At 69.9% G+C, this 17585-nt stretch carries 20 protein-coding genes; 3 read left to right on the forward strand and 17 right to left on the reverse strand.

What is annotated here, in order from left to right:
- The 4 genes from AC1RN5_RS15990 to rimP form a co-directional block, all read right to left on the reverse strand.
- The coding region (locus tag AC1RN5_RS15990) for an IF-2-associated domain-containing protein (protein ID WP_493042149.1) at window positions 1-469 on the reverse strand (469 nt) is incomplete at its 3' end.
- Window positions 470-554: 85 nt separating this feature from the next.
- Window positions 555-1193, reverse strand: a complete 639-nt coding sequence (locus AC1RN5_RS15995) for an RNA-binding protein (RefSeq protein ID WP_421933648.1) — start codon at window positions 1191-1193, stop codon at window positions 555-557.
- Between the two features lie 8 nt (window positions 1194-1201).
- Window positions 1202-2968, reverse strand: coding sequence for a transcription termination factor NusA (gene nusA / locus AC1RN5_RS16000; protein WP_493042150.1), 1767 nt, complete (start codon window positions 2966-2968; stop codon window positions 1202-1204).
- A gap of 4 nt (window positions 2969-2972) precedes the next feature.
- The gene (gene rimP, locus AC1RN5_RS16005; RefSeq protein WP_493042151.1) at window positions 2973-3524 is read right to left on the reverse strand and encodes a ribosome maturation factor RimP; all 552 of its coding nucleotides are present in this window, start codon (window positions 3522-3524) and stop codon (window positions 2973-2975) included.
- 401 nt (window positions 3525-3925) lie between these two features.
- Between rimP and ppa the strand changes: the two genes are divergently transcribed.
- A complete protein-coding gene (gene ppa / locus AC1RN5_RS16010) occupies window positions 3926-4495 on the forward strand; it encodes an inorganic diphosphatase (RefSeq protein ID WP_421933651.1) in 570 nt (189 codons plus the stop codon).
- Here ppa and trmB read toward each other — a convergent pair whose 3' ends face one another.
- From trmB to AC1RN5_RS16075, 13 genes are all read right to left on the reverse strand, one after another.
- On the reverse strand, window positions 4496-5167 hold the full coding sequence (trmB, locus tag AC1RN5_RS16015) for a tRNA (guanosine(46)-N7)-methyltransferase TrmB (RefSeq protein ID WP_493042152.1): 672 nt from the start codon (window positions 5165-5167) through the stop codon (window positions 4496-4498).
- Window positions 5168-5231: 64 nt separating this feature from the next.
- A complete protein-coding gene (gene metK / locus AC1RN5_RS16020) occupies window positions 5232-6452 on the reverse strand; it encodes a methionine adenosyltransferase (protein ID WP_493042153.1) in 1221 nt (406 codons plus the stop codon).
- Window positions 6453-6553: 101 nt separating this feature from the next.
- A complete protein-coding gene (locus tag AC1RN5_RS16025; RefSeq protein WP_493042154.1) occupies window positions 6554-7240 on the reverse strand; it encodes a gamma-glutamyl-gamma-aminobutyrate hydrolase family protein in 687 nt (228 codons plus the stop codon).
- Between the two features lie 5 nt (window positions 7241-7245).
- Complete coding sequence (locus AC1RN5_RS16030; protein ID WP_493042155.1) at window positions 7246-7704, reverse strand: helix-turn-helix domain-containing protein; 459 nt, start codon at window positions 7702-7704, stop codon at window positions 7246-7248.
- 57 nt (window positions 7705-7761) lie between these two features.
- A complete protein-coding gene (gene lnt / locus AC1RN5_RS16035; protein ID WP_493042156.1) occupies window positions 7762-9333 on the reverse strand; it encodes an apolipoprotein N-acyltransferase in 1572 nt (523 codons plus the stop codon).
- Complete coding sequence (locus AC1RN5_RS16040) at window positions 9330-10202, reverse strand: hemolysin family protein (RefSeq protein ID WP_421933657.1); 873 nt, start codon at window positions 10200-10202, stop codon at window positions 9330-9332. Before AC1RN5_RS16040 ends, lnt begins: the two co-directional genes overlap by 4 nt.
- Complete coding sequence (gene ybeY, locus AC1RN5_RS16045; RefSeq protein WP_493042157.1) at window positions 10195-10656, reverse strand: rRNA maturation RNase YbeY; 462 nt, start codon at window positions 10654-10656, stop codon at window positions 10195-10197. Before ybeY ends, AC1RN5_RS16040 begins: the two co-directional genes overlap by 8 nt.
- The gene (locus tag AC1RN5_RS16050; protein ID WP_493042158.1) at window positions 10653-11606 is read right to left on the reverse strand and encodes a PhoH family protein; all 954 of its coding nucleotides are present in this window, start codon (window positions 11604-11606) and stop codon (window positions 10653-10655) included. Before AC1RN5_RS16050 ends, ybeY begins: the two co-directional genes overlap by 4 nt.
- Complete coding sequence (gene miaB / locus AC1RN5_RS16055; protein WP_493042159.1) at window positions 11603-12943, reverse strand: tRNA (N6-isopentenyl adenosine(37)-C2)-methylthiotransferase MiaB; 1341 nt, start codon at window positions 12941-12943, stop codon at window positions 11603-11605. Before miaB ends, AC1RN5_RS16050 begins: the two co-directional genes overlap by 4 nt.
- A gap of 17 nt (window positions 12944-12960) precedes the next feature.
- Window positions 12961-13368 (reverse strand): Fur family transcriptional regulator, encoded by a 408-nt coding sequence (locus tag AC1RN5_RS16060; RefSeq protein ID WP_304697056.1) that lies wholly within the window; start codon window positions 13366-13368, stop codon window positions 12961-12963.
- Window positions 13369-13407: 39 nt separating this feature from the next.
- Entirely contained in the window at window positions 13408-13863 is a 456-nt protein-coding gene (locus AC1RN5_RS16065; protein ID WP_493042160.1) for a GNAT family N-acetyltransferase, read from the reverse strand.
- The gene (tsaB, locus tag AC1RN5_RS16070; protein ID WP_493042993.1) at window positions 13860-14498 is read right to left on the reverse strand and encodes a tRNA (adenosine(37)-N6)-threonylcarbamoyltransferase complex dimerization subunit type 1 TsaB; all 639 of its coding nucleotides are present in this window, start codon (window positions 14496-14498) and stop codon (window positions 13860-13862) included. The genes AC1RN5_RS16065 and tsaB overlap by 4 nt, the downstream gene beginning before the upstream one ends.
- Entirely contained in the window at window positions 14498-15076 is a 579-nt protein-coding gene (locus AC1RN5_RS16075) for a NifU family protein (protein WP_493042161.1), read from the reverse strand. The genes tsaB and AC1RN5_RS16075 overlap by 1 nt, the downstream gene beginning before the upstream one ends.
- 201 nt (window positions 15077-15277) lie before the next feature.
- On the opposite strand from AC1RN5_RS16075, the gene AC1RN5_RS16080 reads away from it, so the two are divergent.
- Both AC1RN5_RS16080 and AC1RN5_RS16085 read left to right on the forward strand, forming a co-directional pair.
- On the forward strand, window positions 15278-17197 hold the full coding sequence (locus AC1RN5_RS16080; protein ID WP_493042162.1) for a potassium transporter Kup: 1920 nt from the start codon (window positions 15278-15280) through the stop codon (window positions 17195-17197).
- On the forward strand, window positions 17197-17559 hold the full coding sequence (locus tag AC1RN5_RS16085; protein ID WP_421933664.1) for a hypothetical protein: 363 nt from the start codon (window positions 17197-17199) through the stop codon (window positions 17557-17559). The genes AC1RN5_RS16080 and AC1RN5_RS16085 overlap by 1 nt, the downstream gene beginning before the upstream one ends.
- The last annotated feature ends 26 nt before the right edge of the window (window positions 17560-17585 follow it).

Raw genomic sequence — 17585 nt, forward strand, 5'->3', positions numbered from 1 at the left:
GCGCCGGAGTCGGGGCGGCGGCCACCGGCGCGGCGGGGGCCTCCACCGGCTTGGCCGCGGCGGCGGCCTGGGCGGCGGCCTCGGCGCGGGCCCGGTCCTCGCGGGCCTTCTGCTCGGCGGCCTGGCGAGCCTGATGTTCACGGGCCAGTTCGATGGCGCGCTGGCGGGCGCGCTGCTCCTCGGCCGACAGGTTGCCGTCGCCCACCGGGCCGGCGGGGCGCGGGGCGGACGGCGCCGGCGGGGTGAAGACCCGCTTCTCGGCGGGCGAAGGCGCGGCCAGGTTGCCCGGAGGGGCGGTGTGGGTGCGGGCGCGCTTGGTCTCGACGACCACGGTCTTGGACCGGCCGTGGCTGAAGCTTTGCTTCACCGTACCCGCGCTCACCGACCCTGCGACGCCACGCGGCTTCAGGGTGAGAGGTGTGCGTCCGCCAGGGGCGGGGGGCCGGCCGTTGTCGTTCTCGTCGCTCATGCGCTCGCTTTACATACCGGTCGGGCGTTCCGACCACGTTCAATAGCTTTAGGCGCGCGGAACGAGGTTCGTTCCGCCCGCCTCTTCAGGGCTCCTCGCGCCAACTCTCGGGAAGGAGCGGGCGGAAGCCAGATAAACGGTGGACATCGAATGTCCACTGATCGGCGCCGCGCCCCGCAAGGAAGGCGGTGTGTATCACATTCTCTCCACCCAAGGCCAAACCCAATTCCTCATTGGAATAGAGTCCGAGAAGCTTGGGCGCCCGCGGTGACTTGCGGGCCACATTGAGGATCTTGCGGCGGCCGTCCGCCGCGCCGTCGGCGGCCTCGATCACCCAGGCCGCGCGTCCGGCGTTCAGCGCGGCGGCGACCTTCTCGTAACCAGAGATAAGATCGCCGGCCCGCTTGGCAAGACCAAGGCCGTCCAGGACCCGGCGGCGCAGCAGGGCGTCCACCTGGTCGGCGAGGTCGGGGCTGGCGATCAGCTTGGCCTTGGCCGAGCGGGAGAACAGCCCCTTCTTGGCCGCGGTCTCCACGGAGGCGCGGTCGGCGGCCACCCACATCCCCCGGCCCGGCAGCTTGCGCGCCAGGTCGGGGACGACGACCCCGCCCGGACCCGCCACGAAGCGGATCAGGCGGTCCTCGGCCATCACCTCGCCCGTGACGATGTCGCGACGCTCGCGCGCGACCTGCGCCAGGGTCTTTGGGGCGGACGAGGCGGTCACGCTGAGGCTTACGCCTCCTCGCTGTCGGCAGGGGTCGCTTCGGCGGCCGCGTCTTCGGCGGGGGCTTCAACGGCGGCGGCGGCCCGGGCGGCCGAGGCGGCGGCCTGGGACGCGGCGGTGCCGAACACCTGCTCTTCTTCCGTCAGCTCCACCGGAGCGGCTTCCTCGACCTCGGGTTCGGGGGGCGCCTCGATCCAGCCCATGGCGACACGGGCGCGCATGATCAGGGCCTCGGCGTCGGCGGCGTCCAGGCCGAAGGCCTCCAGGATGCCCGGCTCGCGAACCCGCTCGCCGTCCTTGCTCTCGAACCAGCCGCGCAGGTCGTCGGGGATCAGGCCGGCCAGGTCCTCGATGGTCTTCACGTCGCCGGCGCCCAGGGCCACGGCGACCGGCAGGGTGACGCCCTCGATCTCCAGCAGGGCGTCCTCGACGCCGTATTCGCGGCGCTTGGCGTCCAGCTCGGCGGCTTCCTTCTCCAGGAAGTCGCGCGCGCGGGCCTGGATTTCCTCGGCGGTGTCCTCGTCGAAGCCCTCGATGGCCGCGACCTCGGCGTTCTCGACATAGGCGACATCTTCCACCGTGGCGAAGCCCTCGGTGACCAGCAGCTGGGCGATGACCTCGTCGACGTCCAGGGCTTCCTGGAACAGGGCCGTGCGCTCGGTGAACTCGCGCTGGCGGCGCTCGCTCTCCTGGCTCTCGGTCATGATGTCGATTTGCCAACCCGTAAGTTGGCTCGCAAGACGGACGTTCTGGCCGCGGCGGCCGATGGCGAGGCTCAGCTGCTCGTCGGGAACCACCACCTCGACGCGCTCGTCCTCCTCGTCCATGACGACCTTGGAGACTTCGGCGGGGGCGAGGGCGTTGACGATGAAGGTCGCCTCGTCCGGGCTCCACTGGATGATGTCGATCTTCTCGCCCTGCAGCTCGGCGACCACGGCCTGGACGCGGCTGCCGCGCATGCCGACGCAGGCGCCGACGGGGTCGATGGAGCTGTCGTTGGAGACCACGGCCATCTTGGCGCGGCTGCCCGGGTCGCGGGCCACGGCGCGGATCTCGATGACCCCGTCGTACACTTCAGGAACTTCCTGGGCGAACAGCTTGGCCATGAAGCCGCCGTGGGCGCGGCTCAGCAGGATCTGCGGGCCCTTGGTCTCGCGGCGGACGTCGTAGATGTAGCAGCGGATGCGATCGCCGATGTTGAAGTTCTCGCGCGGGATCGACTGGTCGCGGCGCATGATGCCCTCGCCGCGGCCCAGGTCGACGACGGTGTTGCCGTACTCGACCCGCTTGACCACGCCGTTGACGATCTCGCCCACGCGGTCCTTGAACTCCTCGAACTGGCGCTCGCGCTCGGCCTCGCGGACCTTCCCGGTCACCACCTGGCGCGCCATCTGGGTCTGGACCCGGCCGAACTCGAAGGGCGGCAGGATTTCTTCGTAGGTCTTGCCGACGAAGGCGTCCTTGTCGGCGGCGAGCGCCTCGCGCAGGCGGCGCGAGCCCATGGGCTCGCTCGGGCCATCCTCGCTGTCCTCGGCTTCATAGACCAGATCGTCGGGGATCACGGTGATCACGCGCTTGATGGTGGTCTCGCCGGTCTTGGGATCGATGTGGACCCGGATGTCGTGCTCGGCGCCGTAGCGCGAGCGGGCGCCCTTCTGGATCGCCTCCTCGATCGCCTCGATGACGATCTCCTTGTCGATCGACTTCTCGCGGGCCACGGCCTCGGCGATCTGCAGGAGTTCAAGCCGGTTGGCTGAAATGCCGGTCAGGCTCATGGTCTTAGTCCTCTTGCTCGGGCGTCTGTTGTTGGGTTTCGGCCAGCCGTGCGGCGCGCTCTTCGGCGCCGCGCTTCATCAGCTGGTCGGTCAGGATCAGTTTGGCTTCCACGATCCAGGCGAAGGGAATGAGGGCGGTCTCGGCCTCCCCCTCCAGATCGATGGCGACATTGTCGTCCTCGACCCCGGCCAGCATGCCGCGGAAGCGCTTGCGGCCGTCGGCGACGCGGTCGAGTTCGAGGCGGGCCTCGTGGCCCTCGTAATTGGCGAAGTCCTTCATCCGGGTCAGGGGACGGTCGACGCCGGGGGAGGAGACCTCCAGGGTGTATTCGCCGCTGATCGGGTCGGCGGCGTCCATGATCTCGGAAATGGCCCGCGACAGCTTGGCGCAGTCCTCGACGATCATTTCGCCGTCGGGGGTCTCGGCCATGATCTGCAGCCGGCGGGCGTGCTCGCCCCCCATCAGGCGCAGGCGGACGATCTCGTAGCCCGCGGCCTCGGCCACGGGGTCCAGCAGCTCCAGGAGCCTCAGGTCTTCTGCAGTCTTGCCACGCATAAGCTTGGCCGCTCTCCGGCAACAAAAAAGCGGCCGGGCCGAGGCCTGCCGCTCATAGGCGCTATCCAGCGCTTACGGACGATGTAGAGCCCCATATAGCACCGCGCGGGGGACTTGTCAGCCCCCGCCGGCGCGGCCTCGTCGAGGGATCAGGGCTTGCGGTTGGACCAGATCGACACGCCGAGCGTGACCACGATCAGGATCGTGAAGCTGACGACGACGAGGGCGAGGTAGAGGGTTTGGCCGTTGAGGATCATGGGGCGCGCCTTTTCAAAGGCGAGCCTTGCGCCCAATCGAAGGTCATGGCGCGTTTATTCGTAAGGGGTCGGGCCTTTATCCCGCGCGCCGAATAGTCCAAAGACCGCGCCTACTCTTCCTGTGTGTGAAAAGGCCATCTCCCCATGGACATTTCCAAGATCTCGGTGGGTTTCAATCCGCCCTATGACGTCAACGCCATCATCGAGATCCCGCAGGGCGGGGAACCGGTGAAGTACGAACTCGACAAGGAAAGCGGCGCGATCTATGTCGACCGCTTCCTGCACACCGCCATGTTCTATCCCGGCAACTACGGGTTCATCCCCCACACCCTGTCGGGCGACGGCGATCCCATGGATATCCTGGTGGTGGGCCCCACCCCGGTGGTGCCCGGCGCCATCATCCGCTGCCGCCCGATCGGCTGCCTGATGATGGTGGACGAGGCCGGCAACGACGAGAAGATCCTGGCCGTCCCGGTGGACAAGCTGCATCCCTTCTATGCCGGCCTGGATTCCTGGCGCGGCCTGCCGGCGATCCTGACCGAGCAGATCGCCCACTTCTTCCAGCACTATAAGGACCTGGAAAAGGGCAAGTCGGTGGAGATCGTCCGCTGGGCCGATCCGGAAGAGACCGGCGAACTGATCCGCGCGGGCATCGAGCTGAACGCCCAGATGGAGGCCGAGAAGGCCGCCGCCAAGGCCAAGCTGCTCAAGTAGTTAGAGCCGGACGAAGTCCAGGAACACCGGCGCGCAGTCGCCCAGGCGCTTTTCCTCATAGCGCGTGGTGACGTGGTCGGCGGGCGGGACGCGCCAGTCGCAGGCGCGTTCCGCCGGCCAGGCGAACAGGCCGCTGGCCAGCACCCGCTCCAGGGTCCAGTCGGCGTAGTCGGCCCAGTCCGTGGCGAAGCGCAAGGTCCCGCCGGGCTTCAGCAGACGCGCCAGCTCTGCGAGAGTCTGCGCCTGGATCAGGCGGCGCTTGTTGTGCCGCGCCTTGGGCCAGGGGTCGGGAAACAGCACGAAGACCCGGTCCAGGCAGGCGTCGGGCAGGCGCGCCATCAGCTCGCGCACGTCGTTGTCGTGGAGGCGGACGTTCTCGATCGCCCCCTCGTCGAGATGGCGCAGGGCGCTGGCCACCCCGTTCTGGAAGGGCTCGGCCCCGAGGATCAGGATGTCGGGGGACCGCGCGGCCTGGGCGGCCATGTGCTCGCCGCCGCCGAAGCCCACCTCCAGCCAGACCTCGCGGGCGGCCGGCATCAGCGCCTTGGGATCGAAGGACTCCAGGGGCGCGCGCAGGCGCGGCAGCAGGCTGTCCATCAGGGCGGCCTGGCGCGGCTTGATCGGGCGCGACTTGAGGCGGCCGAAGGACCGGAGGGGCGGGTGACTTTCCATTGGCCCCGCCTCTAGCCCAGAGATCTGGCGGCGGCGAGACGAATCCCGCCGCCTGGCCGATCTATCAGAGGGCGGCCTTCAGCTTGTCCACGAGATCGGTCTTCTCCCAGGAGAAGCCGCCGTCGCTGTCGGGGGTGCGACCGAAGTGGCCGTAGGCCGCGGTGCGGGCGTAGATGGGCTTGTTGAGGCCCAGGTGCTCGCGGATGGCGCGCGGCGTGGCGCCGCCCACCAGCTCGGGCAGGACCTTCTCCAGCTTGGCCGCCTCGACCTCGCCGGTGCCGTGCAGGTCGACATAGAAGGACAGCGGATTGGCCACGCCGATGGCGTAGCTGATCTGGATGGTGCACTTCCGGGCCAGCCCAGCGGCCACCACGTTCTTGGCCAGGTAGCGGCACATATAGGCCGCCGAGCGGTCCACCTTGGTGGGGTCCTTGCCGGAGAAGGCGCCGCCGCCGTGCGGGGCCGCGCCGCCGTAGGTGTCGACGATGATCTTGCGGCCCGTGAGGCCCGCGTCGCCGTCCGGCCCGCCGATCAGGAACTTGCCGGTCGGGTTGACGTGCCACTTGGTCTTCTTGGTCACCAGGCCGTCGGGGAAGACGCCGAGCACATAGGGCTTGATCAATTCGAGGATGCGCTTGGAGGAGGCGGCGTTGTCGCCGATCTTCTTGGCGTGCTGGGTGGAGACCACGATCTGCAGCACCTCGACCGGGCGGCCGTCCTGGTAGAGCAGGGTCACCTGGCTCTTGGCGTCGGGCTCCAGGCCCTTGGCCTCGCCCGAGTGACGCACCTGGGCCAGCTTGCTGAGGATGTTGTGCGAGTACTGCAGGGTGGCCGGCATCAGCTCCGGCGTCTCGTCGCAGGCGTAGCCGAACATGATGCCCTGGTCGCCGGCGCCCTCGTCCTTCTTGTTGGACGAGTCCACGCCCTGGGCGATGTCGGCCGACTGGGCGTGCAGGTAGTTGGCGAACTTCGCCTTCTGCCAGTGGAAGCCCTTCTGCTCGTAGCCGATGTCCTTGACCGCGGCGCGCACCAGGGGCTCCAGCGTGCCAAGGATGTCCTTGGTCATCTGCTTGTTCTCGGCCTTGGAGGCGCCCGGCTTGCCGGCGCGGACCTCGCCGGCCAGGACGATGCGGTTGGTGGTGACCAGGGTCTCGCAGGCCACGCGGGCCTCCGGCTCGGCGGCCAGGAAAGCGTCGACCACCGTGTCGGAGATGCGGTCGGCGACCTTGTCCGGGTGACCTTCGGAAACGCTTTCGCTGGTGAAGATGTAGGAGGAACGGCTCAAGAGGAAGGCTCCGGAAAATGCGCGAGCGCCGCAGGCAGGGGCGGCGATCTGGAACGTCGCGGAAATCCTATAAAGAAATCTTTATATCCCGCAAGCGGCGCCTATCGGTCGCAGGCCTCGACGAAGCCCCGGAAGATGCGATTTCCGGCGTGATCGGTCCCGGCGAACAGCTCCTGATGCCACTGGATCCCCAGGGCGAACGGGTGATCGGCCACTTCCACCGCCTCGATGACGCCGTCGGGGGCGTGCGCCGTGGCCAAGAGCCCCGGGCCCAGGTCGGCGACGGCCTCCCGGTGGAAGCTGTTGACGCTCAGGGTCGGAGACCCGACCAGGGCGGCCAGGCGCGAGCCGGGCGCCAGGGCGATCTCGTGCGGATGGTCGCGGGTGTCGTGGTCGAGGACCTCGCCCAGGGTCTTCACGTCGGCGGTGAGCCGGGCGCCGTGCAGGCAGGCCAGCATCTGCATGCCCGCGCAGATCCCCAGCACCGGCTTGCCGGCCGCCAGGAAGCCCGACATCAGGGCCTGCTCCACCTCCAGCCGCGGCGAGGCCGGGGCGAAGGAGGCCTCCCCCGGACGATACCAGGCGGGCGGATAGGCGAAGCGGCCGCCGACGCTGAGCAGGCCGTCGAAGTCGGTGACGACGCCTTCGACCATCTCGGCGAAGTAGGGCAGGCCGAAGGGGGCGGCGCCGGCCTGGCGCAGGCCCTGGAAGTAGCCCTTGTGGGCCTCGTAGCGCGTCGCGCCGCTGCTGGTGTTCTCATCCAGCAGGACGGCGATGCGCGGGGTCATGGCGCTCAGTCGGCCTCGACCGGCTCGCGGGGAAGGGCCGGTTCCGGCTCGCCCTCCTCCTCGTCCACCATGGCGCGGACCAGGTCCAGGATGCGCCGGCGCACCCGGGCCCGGCGGATCTTCGGAAACACCGCGGCCAGCTCCATGCCCTCGGGGGTCATCAGGAAGGCGTGGGCCGGCGAGGGCCCGTCGCCGGGGGCCGGAGCGTTCAGCGCTTCGTCGGGCAGGCCGTCGAAGAAGTAGGAGATGGAGGTCTGCAGGGCGCGCGCCATGTCCCAGAGCTTCGAGGCGCTCACCCGGTTGGCGGCGCGCTCGTACTTCTGGACTTGCTGGAAGGTCAGGCCGATGGAATCCGCCAGCTTCTCCTGGCTGACACCCAGTTCCTTCCGCCTCAGGCGGATACGCAAACCCACATGCAGGTCGATCGGATTGGGGGACCGATCGACGTCGAATTCCTTGGCCATATGCTTCCCATAGACGAATCCGAGCTGCGCCGCCAAAAACATGACGCCGGCGTCAACTCAGACAGCTCGTCGAAAACGTCCCAACAACGGGATGAGCGCGGATAAGAGCAACATGATGGCGAATCCGGCGTCGCCGAAACGCGAATACACCGTAGGGGCGAGCGCTGGAGGCAGGCGAATGTCCAGAATCCCTTCCTGGCCAAGGGTTAGACGGGCGCCCAAAATGGGGCGGCCATAGGGGTCGATCATCGTCGATACACCTGTCGGGGTGGCTCGCGCGATCGGCAGGCCCTCCTCGATCGCCCGGTAGGCGGCGATGTTGAGATGTTGCCAAGGTCCGCTGGTGGCCCCGAACCAGGCGTCGTTGGACACGTTCAGCAGCCAGGCGGCCCGGCCGCCGCCGCGGCGGGCGGCCTCCGAGGCGAAGCCCGGGAACAGGGCCTCGTAGCAGATCAGGGGCTGGACGGCCGGCACCCCGTCGGGATGGATCGGCGCCGGCGGCGGCCCGGCGGTGAAGTCCTCGGGCATGTGCACCAGGCTGCGGATCCCGAGCCGGGTGGCGAGATCCCCCAGGGGCAGGAACTCGCCGAAGGGCACCAGGCGGTGCTTGTCGTAGAACCCCGTCACCCGCAGGCCCGGCGTCTCGCGGCGCAGGACCACCAGGCTGTTGAAATAGTCGACCCCGCCGCCGGGGCTGGGACCGACCCGGTTGGCGCCCATCATCAGGGTCTGGCCCGGCTGCAGGGCGTCGGTCAGGCGGGTGGCGTAGGGGCTGCCGGGCGCCAGCAGGTCGTCGATCACCGCCGGCAGGGCGCCCTCGGGCCAGACCACGATGTCGGGGCGGGCCTTGGCCGGTCGGGTGGTGAGGCGGACATAGGTGGAGAAGACCATGTCCAGGTTCTCCGGCTTCCACTTCTCCTTCTGGTCGATGTTCCCCTGCACGATCCGCACGAGGGGGGCGGTCGCCGCGGTCTCCACGGCCCGGGAAAGCCGCAGGGCCCCGAAGCCGTAGAGGGCCGCCAGGGTCAGGACGATGCCGGCGGCGGCGATGCGACGGGTGCGGCCGGCCTCCCACAGCAGGGCGACGGACGCCCCCAGGGCCACGGTGATCCAGGAGAGGCCGTAGGTCCCCACATAGGCGGCGGCCTGGGACGGCGCCGAGCCCGCCCGCCAGGCCTCGCCGGGCAGGTCCCAGGGGAAGCCGGTGAGGACATGGCCCCGCAGCCACTCGCAAAGGGTCAGGGCGCCGGCGAAGACCAGCACCCGCCAGGGGCCCCGGGCCCCGGAGATCCGGTAGATCAGGGCCGCCAGCCCCCAGAACAGGGCCAGGCCGCCGGACATCAGCAGCAGGGCGAAGGGGGCCATCCAGCCCTGGTTGGCGGCGTCCACCAGGAAGGGCTCGGTGATCCAGTGCGTGCCCACGGCGAAATAGCCCACCCCGGCCAGCCAGCCGCGGAAGAAGGCCGAGCGCCGCGGGCGCGGGCCGTCGGTCTCCGCGAGCCACATCAGCAGGCCGTAGGCGGCGATTCCCAGGATCAGGCCGAAGGGCGGGTGGGCGAGGCCCGCGCCGATCCCGGCCAGGACGGCCAGGATGCGCGCGCGCCAGGCCGGCGTCAGCGGCAGGGTCAAATGATGACGTCCGGCTCGGGCAGACGGCGCACCCGCACTCGCTTGACCCGCCGGGGGTCCGCGTCGGTGACCTGGAACTCGTAGCCGCCCGGATGGGCGATCACCTCGCCCCGCTGCGGCACCCGGCCGGCCAGGGCGGTGACCAGGCCGGCCACGGTGTCGATCTCCTCCTCGAGGTCCGGCGGCGCCAGCTCGGCGCCCAGGGCGGCCTCCAGCTCCTCCAGGGGGGCGCGGGCGTCGGCCTCGAACACCCCGCCCGGACGGGCCACCACCCCGGCCGCCTGGGCCTCGTCGTGCTCGTCGTCGATCTCGCCGACCACCGCCTCCACCAGGTCCTCCAGGGTGACCAGGCCGTCGGTGCCGCCGAACTCGTCGATCACCAGGGCCATGTGGATGCGGCTGGTCTGCATGCGCAGCAGCAGGTCGGCGGCGCGCATGGAGGCCGGCACATAGAGGGCGTCGCGGCGCACCTTCTGCAGGATGGCGTCGGTGGGGCCCGGGGCCTTGCCGCCCTTGGGCCTGGGACCGGCCAGCAGCTTGAAGACGTCCTTCACGTGGACCACGCCCACCGGATCGTCGAGGGTCTCGCGATAGATAGGCATCCGGCTGTGCTCGGCCTCGACGAACCGCTCGATCACCCCGGCGAAGGGGGTGGTGAGCTCCACGGCGACGATATCGGCCCGCGGCGTCATGACGTCCTCGACCCGCAGGGTCTGGAAGGCCTGGGCCTGGTCGACCATGCGGTCGCCCACCAGATCGATGGGGGCCGGCGGCGGCTCCATGCCGCCCGTGCCGCGCAGCCGTCGCAGGAAGGCCCGTATGCCGCGGCTCTTGCGCGCGGCGGCGGGCGGGTCGTCGGAACTAGCCATCGTCTCCCTGTTCGGCGCCGTAGGGATCAGGCGCACCCAGACCGGCCATGACGACGCGCTCCAGACCTTCCATGTCCTCGGCGTCGGCGTCGTTTTCGTGATCGTACCCTACAAGATGCAGCACCCCGTGCGCCACAAGGTGTTGCAGATGGTGGGCGAGGGTCTTGCCCTGCTCGGCGGCCTCGCGGACGCAGACCCCGTGGGCCAGCGCGATATCCCCCAGGTGGTCCTCGGGATTCTCCGGCGCCGGGAAGGACAGGACATTGGTGGGGCTGTCCTTGCCCCGGAAGCGCTGGTTCAGGTCCTGGACGCCGGCGTCGTCGGTGAGCAGCACCACCAACGCCCCCTCGCGCCCGGCGCCGGCCAGGGCGGCGGTCGCGGCCGCCGTCACCAGGGCCTCGATGTCGCGCAGGTCACGGCCCCAGGCCTCGTCCTCGATCTCGACGTCGATCAAATGGAGCGTCCGCGCTTGGCGGCGTCGGCGTCATAGGCCCGCACGATGCGCTCCACCATGGGATGGCGCACCACGTCCTCGACGGTGAAGCGGTTGACCCCCACCCCCTTGACGCCCTCCAGCAGGCCGACGGCGTGGGCCAGGCCGGAATCGGCGGCGTTCACCAGGTCGATCTGGCTGGGATCCCCGGTCACCGCCATGCGCGAGCCCTCCCCCAGCCGGGTGAGCACCATCTTCATCTGCAGGCGGGTGGTGTTCTGGGCCTCGTCGACGATGACGAAGGCGTGGTTCAGGGTGCGGCCGCGCAGGAAGGCGATGGGGGCGACCTCGATCTCCCCCTTCTCGCGCCGGCGCTTGAACTGTTCGGCGCCGAGGATGTCGGTGAGCGCCTCCCAGACCGGGGCCATGTAGGGGTCGACCTTCTCCGACAGGTCGCCGGGCAGGAAGCCGAGGCGTTCGCCGGCCTCCACCGCCGGGCGGCTGACGATCAGGCGCTCCACCTCGCCGCGCAGCAGCATGCCCGCGCCATGGGCCACGGCCAGGAAGGTCTTGCCGGTGCCGGCGGGGCCCAGGCCGAAGACCAGCTCGCAGGCCGCCAGGGCCTGGAGATAGCGGGCCTGGCCGGGCGTCTTGGGCGCCACCTGGCCGCGCTTGCCGGTGGGCAGGCCGCCCGGCGCGGCGCCTCGGCCCATCCGGGCCTGGCCTATGGCCACGCGGATGTCGGCCTCGGTGATCTCCAGGCCGGAGTCGGCGCGCTCGGCGATCTGCTCCACCACCCGCTTGGCGGCGGCGCGGTTCTTGGCCTCGCCGGTGATCGACACCCCGCCGCCGGGGGTCTCCACCAGGACGTCGAAGGCGTCCTCGATCAGGGCCGCGTGGCGGCTGGCCGCCCCGGCCACCGCGCGGGCGGCCCCGTCGGACAGGGGAATGAACTCAGGCGCCTTGCTCACGCGAACTCCAATGCCAGGGCGCCGGCCAGGCTCATCTTGGCCGCGCCCTCGATACGGACCGGAACGATCTGGCCGATCAGATGATCCGGGCCGGCGACGTGCACGGCCTGGAGATAGGGGCTGCGCCCCGAAAGCTGGCCGGGATGGCGGCCGGCGCGCTCGAACAGCACGGGCAGGGTCGCGCCGACCTGGCTGGCGTTGAAGGCCTTCTGCTGATCGTCCAGCAGGGCGTTGAGGCGGGCCAGGCGCTCGTCCTTGACCTCCTCGGCCAGCTGTCCGGGCAGGGCGGCGGCGGGAGTTCCCGGGCGACGGGAATACTTGAAGGAGAAGGCGCTGGCGTAGCCGATCTCGGCCACCAGCTGCAGGGTCGCCTCGAAGTCGCTCTCCCGCTCGCCGGGGAAGCCGACGATGAAGTCCCCGGCCAGGGCCATGTCGGGTCGCGCCGCGCGGATCCTCTCCACCAGCCGCAGGTAGCTCTCGGCGGTGTGGGCCCGGTTCATGGCCTTGAGCACCCGGTCGGAGCCGGCCTGCACCGGCAGGTGCAGATAGGGCATCAGGGCCTCGACCTCGCCATGCGCCGCGATCAGGGCCTCGTCCATGTCGGCGGGGTGGCTGGTGGTGTAGCGGATGCGGTCCAGGCCCTCGACCTGCGCGAGCTGGCGGACCAGGGCCGCCAGGCCGCCCTCGCCGCCATAGGCGTTGACGTTCTGGCCCAGCAGGGTGACCTCGCGCACGCCCTGGGCGGCCAGGTCGCGGGCCTCGGCCAGGATCGCCGGCGCGGGCCGCGAGAACTCCGCGCCGCGGGTATAGGGCACCACGCAGAAGGTGCAGAACTTGTCGCAGCCCTCCTGGACGGTGAGGAAGGCGGTGACGCCGTCGGCCTTCCGCTCCGGACCCAGGCGGTCGAACTTGGCCTCCGCGCCGAAGTCGGCGGCCAGGCGCTCGCCCTTGGCGCGGTGGGTCCTGGCGATCAGTTCCGGCAGCTGGTGATAGGCCTGGGGCCCGATGACCAGGTCCACCGCCGGCTGGCGATGCATGATCTCCTTGCCCTCGGCCTGGGCCACGCAGCCGGCCACGGCGATGGTCATGGACTTGCCCCGGGCCTGGCGGTCCAGCTTCATCTGCTTGATGTAGCCGAGCTCGGAATAGACCTTCTCGGTGGCCTTCTCGCGGATGTGGCAGGTGTTGAGCACCACCAGGTCGGCGTCCTCGGGACCTTCGGCCATGGCGTAGCCCAGCGGCCGCAGGAGGTCGGCCATCCGCTCGCTGTCATAGACGTTCATCTGACAGCCGTAGGTCTTGATGAAGAGGCGCCGGGCGGGCGCGGGGTCGGTCATGGGGCGCAAGGCTCCGGTCAGTCCTCGACCGGAACGCCATAGAGCTCCAGCCGGTGATCCACCAGCCGGTAGCCGAGCTTGCGGGCGATCGCCTCCTGCAGGGCCTCGATCTCGTCGTCGACGAACTCGATGACCTTGCCCGACTTCATGTCGATCAGGTGGTCGTGGTGGACCTCGGTGGCTTCCTCGTAGCGCGAGCGGCCATCGCGGAAGTCGTGGCGGGCGATGATGCCGGCCTCCTCGAACAGGCGGACCGTCCGATAGACCGTGGCGATGGAGATGTGCGGGTCCACCTGGTGGGACCGGCGATAGAGCTCCTCCACGTCGGGGTGGTCATGGGCGGCCGAGAGCACGCGCGCGATGACGCGGCGCTGCTCGGTCATGCGCATGCCCTTTTCGATGCAGAGATTCTCGATCCGGTCCAAGAACCGACTCCTGATTGTCGACTAGCCGATAGGATAGGTCTAGAGGGCGGCGCTGTTAAGGTCGAGACGCATGACGACGGCGTCCACATAGACCCCTCCGCCACGATCATAATAGCTGGGACGCCGGCCGGCCCGCACGAATCCCTGGGTTTCGTAGAGGGCGATGGCCCCGTCATTGTCCACAGCCACCTCCAGGAACATCGCCTCCGCCCCGGCCGCGCGGGCCGCGCCGGCGGCGGCGGTCACCAGGGCGCGGGCGACGCCGCGGCGGCGGGCCTGCGGATCCACCGCCAGGGTCAGGACCTCGGCCTCGCCGGCCAGGGCCCGGCAGAGGATCATGCCGAGCGGCGCCTCGGCCTCGACGATCAGGCCGAAGGCGCCGGGGCCGCTGGCCAGGTCGGCGATCTCCTCGGCGTCCCAGCCCGGCGTGAAGGCGCGGCGGTGGACGGCCGACAGGGCCTCCAGGTCGGCCTGCTGGGCGGGGCGAAGGTTCATGCGGGCAGGTCGCGGCCGCCCGGCAGCTTGGCGTCGGGGGCGCGGAGATAGAGGGGGCGGGGCGGAACCGGGCTGCGGGCGGCGGCCAGGCGAGCCACGGCGACGGGGTCGGCATGGTCGGCGGCGATCACCGTGGCGCCGGGCAGGAGATCCGCCAGCAGATGCGCGCCGGAACCCACCAGGGTCACCGGTCCGGCCAGCTCCGCCAGGCGTGCGGCGGCGGTTCCCAGGGGCAGGGCGTCCGGCGCGCTCACCGCGACGCCGTCGGCGAAGGCCTGGAGGTAGACCTGGTCACGCTTGGCGTCGAGGACGGCCAGGACGCTTCCGCCCAGGGGTTCGGCCAGGGCCTCCAGCACGCCCACCCCCACCACCGGGATGGAGAGCGCCGCCCCCAGGCCCTTGGCGAAGGCCAGGCCGACCCGCAGGCCGGTGAAGGAGCCTGGGCCCACGGTGACGCCGACGCGGTCGAGCTGGTCGAAGGCGATCCCGGCCTCCCCCATCACCTGGGCCACCAGCGGCGCGATTCGCTCCTGGTGGCCCCGCGTCATGGGCTCGACCCGGCGCGCCAGGACACGGCCGCCGTCGAGGACGGCGGCGCAGCAGGCGCCCAGGCAGGTGTCGATGGCCAGCAGGATCAGAGGGTCTGCTCGACCCGGGTCACCTCGGGCACATAGTGCTTGAGCATGTTCTCGACCCCGGCCTTCAGCGTCGCCGAGGAGGAGGGGCAGCCCGAGCAGGCGCCGCGCATGTGCAGCCAGACGACCCCGGTGTCGGGCTCGAAGCGGTTGAACAGGATGTCGCCGCCGTCCTGAGCCACGGCCGGACGGATGCGGGTGTCCAGCAGGTCCTTGATCTCGGCCACCACCTGGGCGGTGTCGGCGTCATAGACCGTGTCATCGTCATGGCCGCCGCTCTCGGCGCTGGCCTCGGCGGCGAACAGGGGCTTGCCGGAGGCGAAGTGATCCATGATGGCGGCCAGAACCGGCGCCTTCAGATGGGCCCAGTCCTGGTCGGGATGCTTGCCGACCGTGACGAAGTCGGGGCCGAAGAAGACCCGCTCCACGCCCTCGATGTCGAACAGGCCCTGGGCCAGGGGCGAAGCCTCGGCTTCCTGCGGGCCGCGGAAATCGCGCGAGCCCTCCGCCAGGACGGGCTGGCCGGGGAGGAACTTCAGGACCTCGGGGTTCGGCGTGGGTTCGGTCTGGATGAACATGGGCCAGATGTGGCGCTAGAACAGGCAATACGCAAGGTTTGGCGAACCTGCTGGCCCGCGCGGACGTTGCAGACGCGACGAGCCGCCGCATCCTGTGCTCAGCCCGCGATTGAATGGCGGTGGGAAAGGGTGTATCGCGCCCGCCGCACGACGGCATCGGGCCGCCCAAGGGCGCCGCTTTTTCGGCCCCGGAGATTATGGATGGCTGATCCGGCCAGCGTCGCCACCGAGGCGACGGAGGATTCGCTGCACGCCCCCCACAAAGAGAGCTTCCGCGCCCTGGCGCTGGGGGCCATCGGCGTGGTGTTCGGCGATATCGGCACCAGTCCGCTCTACGCGATGCGCGAGGCGCTGCATCACACCCGCCACTCGGTCTCCAACGAGATCGCGGTGCTGGGGGTGGTGTCCCTGGTGACCTGGGCCCTGATCCTCATCGTGACCATCAAGTACGTGGTCTTCCTGATGCGGGCCGACAACAAGGGCGAGGGCGGGACGCTCGCCCTGATGGCGCTCGCCCAACGCTCCCTGGGCCGCCGCTCGACGGCGGTCTTCTTCCTGGGCGTGGTGGGGGCGGCGCTGTTCTACGGCGACGGCATCATCACCCCGGCGGTCTCGGTGCTCTCGGCCATCGAGGGCCTGAAGGACGCGCCGGGCGTCGGACACAAGATGGCGCCCCTCGTGGTGCCGATCTCGGCGGCGATCCTGGTGGCCCTGTTCATGGTCCAGGCCAAGGGCACGGCGGGCATCGCCAAGTTCTTCGGCCCCATCACCGCCCTGTGGTTCCTCGTCCTGGCGGGACTGGGCGTCTATCACATCATCGACGACCCCTCGATCATCCGCGCCCTGCTGCCCCACTACGGGCTGATCTTCCTGTGGGACAACGGCCTGCTGGGCTTCATCATCCTGGGCAGCGTCTTCCTGGCGGTGACCGGGGCCGAGGCCCTCTATGCCGACATGGGCCACTTCGGGAAGAAGCCGATCCAGGCGGCCTGGGTGATCCTGGTCCTGCCGGCCCTGCTGCTGAACTATCTGGGCCAGGGCGCCCTGGTGCTGGCCCATCCCGCCGCGCGGTCCAACCCGTTCTTCGAGATGATCCCGGAGGTCATCTACTGGCCGGTGCTGCTGTTGGCCACGGCGGCCACGGTCATCGCCTCCCAGGCGGTGATCACCGGCGCCTTCTCCATGACCCAGCAGGCGGTGCAGCTCGGCCTCTTCCCGCGCATCGACATCCGCCGGACCAGCGAGACCCAGGCCGGCCAGATCTTCGTGCCCCAGGTCAACACCATCCTGATGATCGGGGTGCTGGTCCTGCTGTTCACCTTCCGCAACTCGTCGAACCTGGCGGCGGCCTACGGCATCGCGGTGACCGGGGCGATGTTCGTCGACACCCTGCTGTTCTTCGTCATCATCAAGCACATGTGGCATAGGCCCACCTGGCAGGCCTGGGCGGCGGCCATCGGCTTCGGCGCCCTGGACGTCACCTTCATCTCCTCCAACCTGCTGAAGATCCCGCAGGGCGCCTGGCTGCCCCTGGTGCTGGGCCTGGCCCTGGTGGTGATCATGTGGACCTGGACCCGCGGCGCCCAGATCCTCACCGAGAAGACCCGCCGCGACTCCGTGCCCCTGCTGGAGCTGTCGGAAATCCTCAAGGTCCGCGCCCCGCACCGGGCGCCCGGCACCGCGATCTTCCTGACCTCGGACCCGGACATGGCGCCCGTGGCCCTGATGCACAATCTCAAGCACAACAAGGTGCTGCACGAGAAGAACATCATCCTGACGGTCCACACCGCCGAGACCCCGCGGGTCAAGGAGGAGAACCGGGTGCAGATCGAGCCGATCAACGACGACTTCAAGAAGGTCACCATCAACTACGGCTTCATGGAGAGTCCGAACCTGCCCAAGGCGCTGGGCCTGTGCCGCAAGCTCGGCCTGAAGTTCGACATCATGGCCACCAGCTTCTTCCTGGGCCGCCGCTCGGTGGTGGCCTCGGCCCAGAGCGGCATGCCTCTGTGGCAGGACAAGCTGTTCATCTTCCTGATGCGCAACGCCGCCAACCCCACCGACTTCTACAAGATCCCCCCCGGCCGCGTGGTCGAGCTCGGAACCCAGGTGACCGTCTGATGCTGTTCTCCCTGGTGGGCGACGCCCTGTGGATCATCGCGCTCTCCATCATGGCCTCGGCCACCCGCATGGCCTGGGGCCGGATGACGCCCGAGACCAAGGTGCCGCTGCAGTTCGCCCTGAACGGCAAGCCCACCCTGCGGCTGAAGCGCAACCTGGCCCTGCTGCTGATCCCGACGGCGGCCTTCTTCCTGGGCCTGGCCCTGGTGGCCTTCAACCGCAACGCCGCCACCAGCGTGGAGCAATCGGTGATCCTGTTCGGGGTGCGGGCCACCGCCGCGGCCCTGATCGCGGTGGGTCACCTGCGCTGGCTGAAGGCGGCGCTCGAGCTGCTGGAGAGCGAAGGCGCGCTCAAGTCTTGATACGCCGGGCCTTTGGCCCCTATACG

It is taken from the genome of Phenylobacterium sp. GW821-FHT12F10 (genome assembly GCF_058806695.1).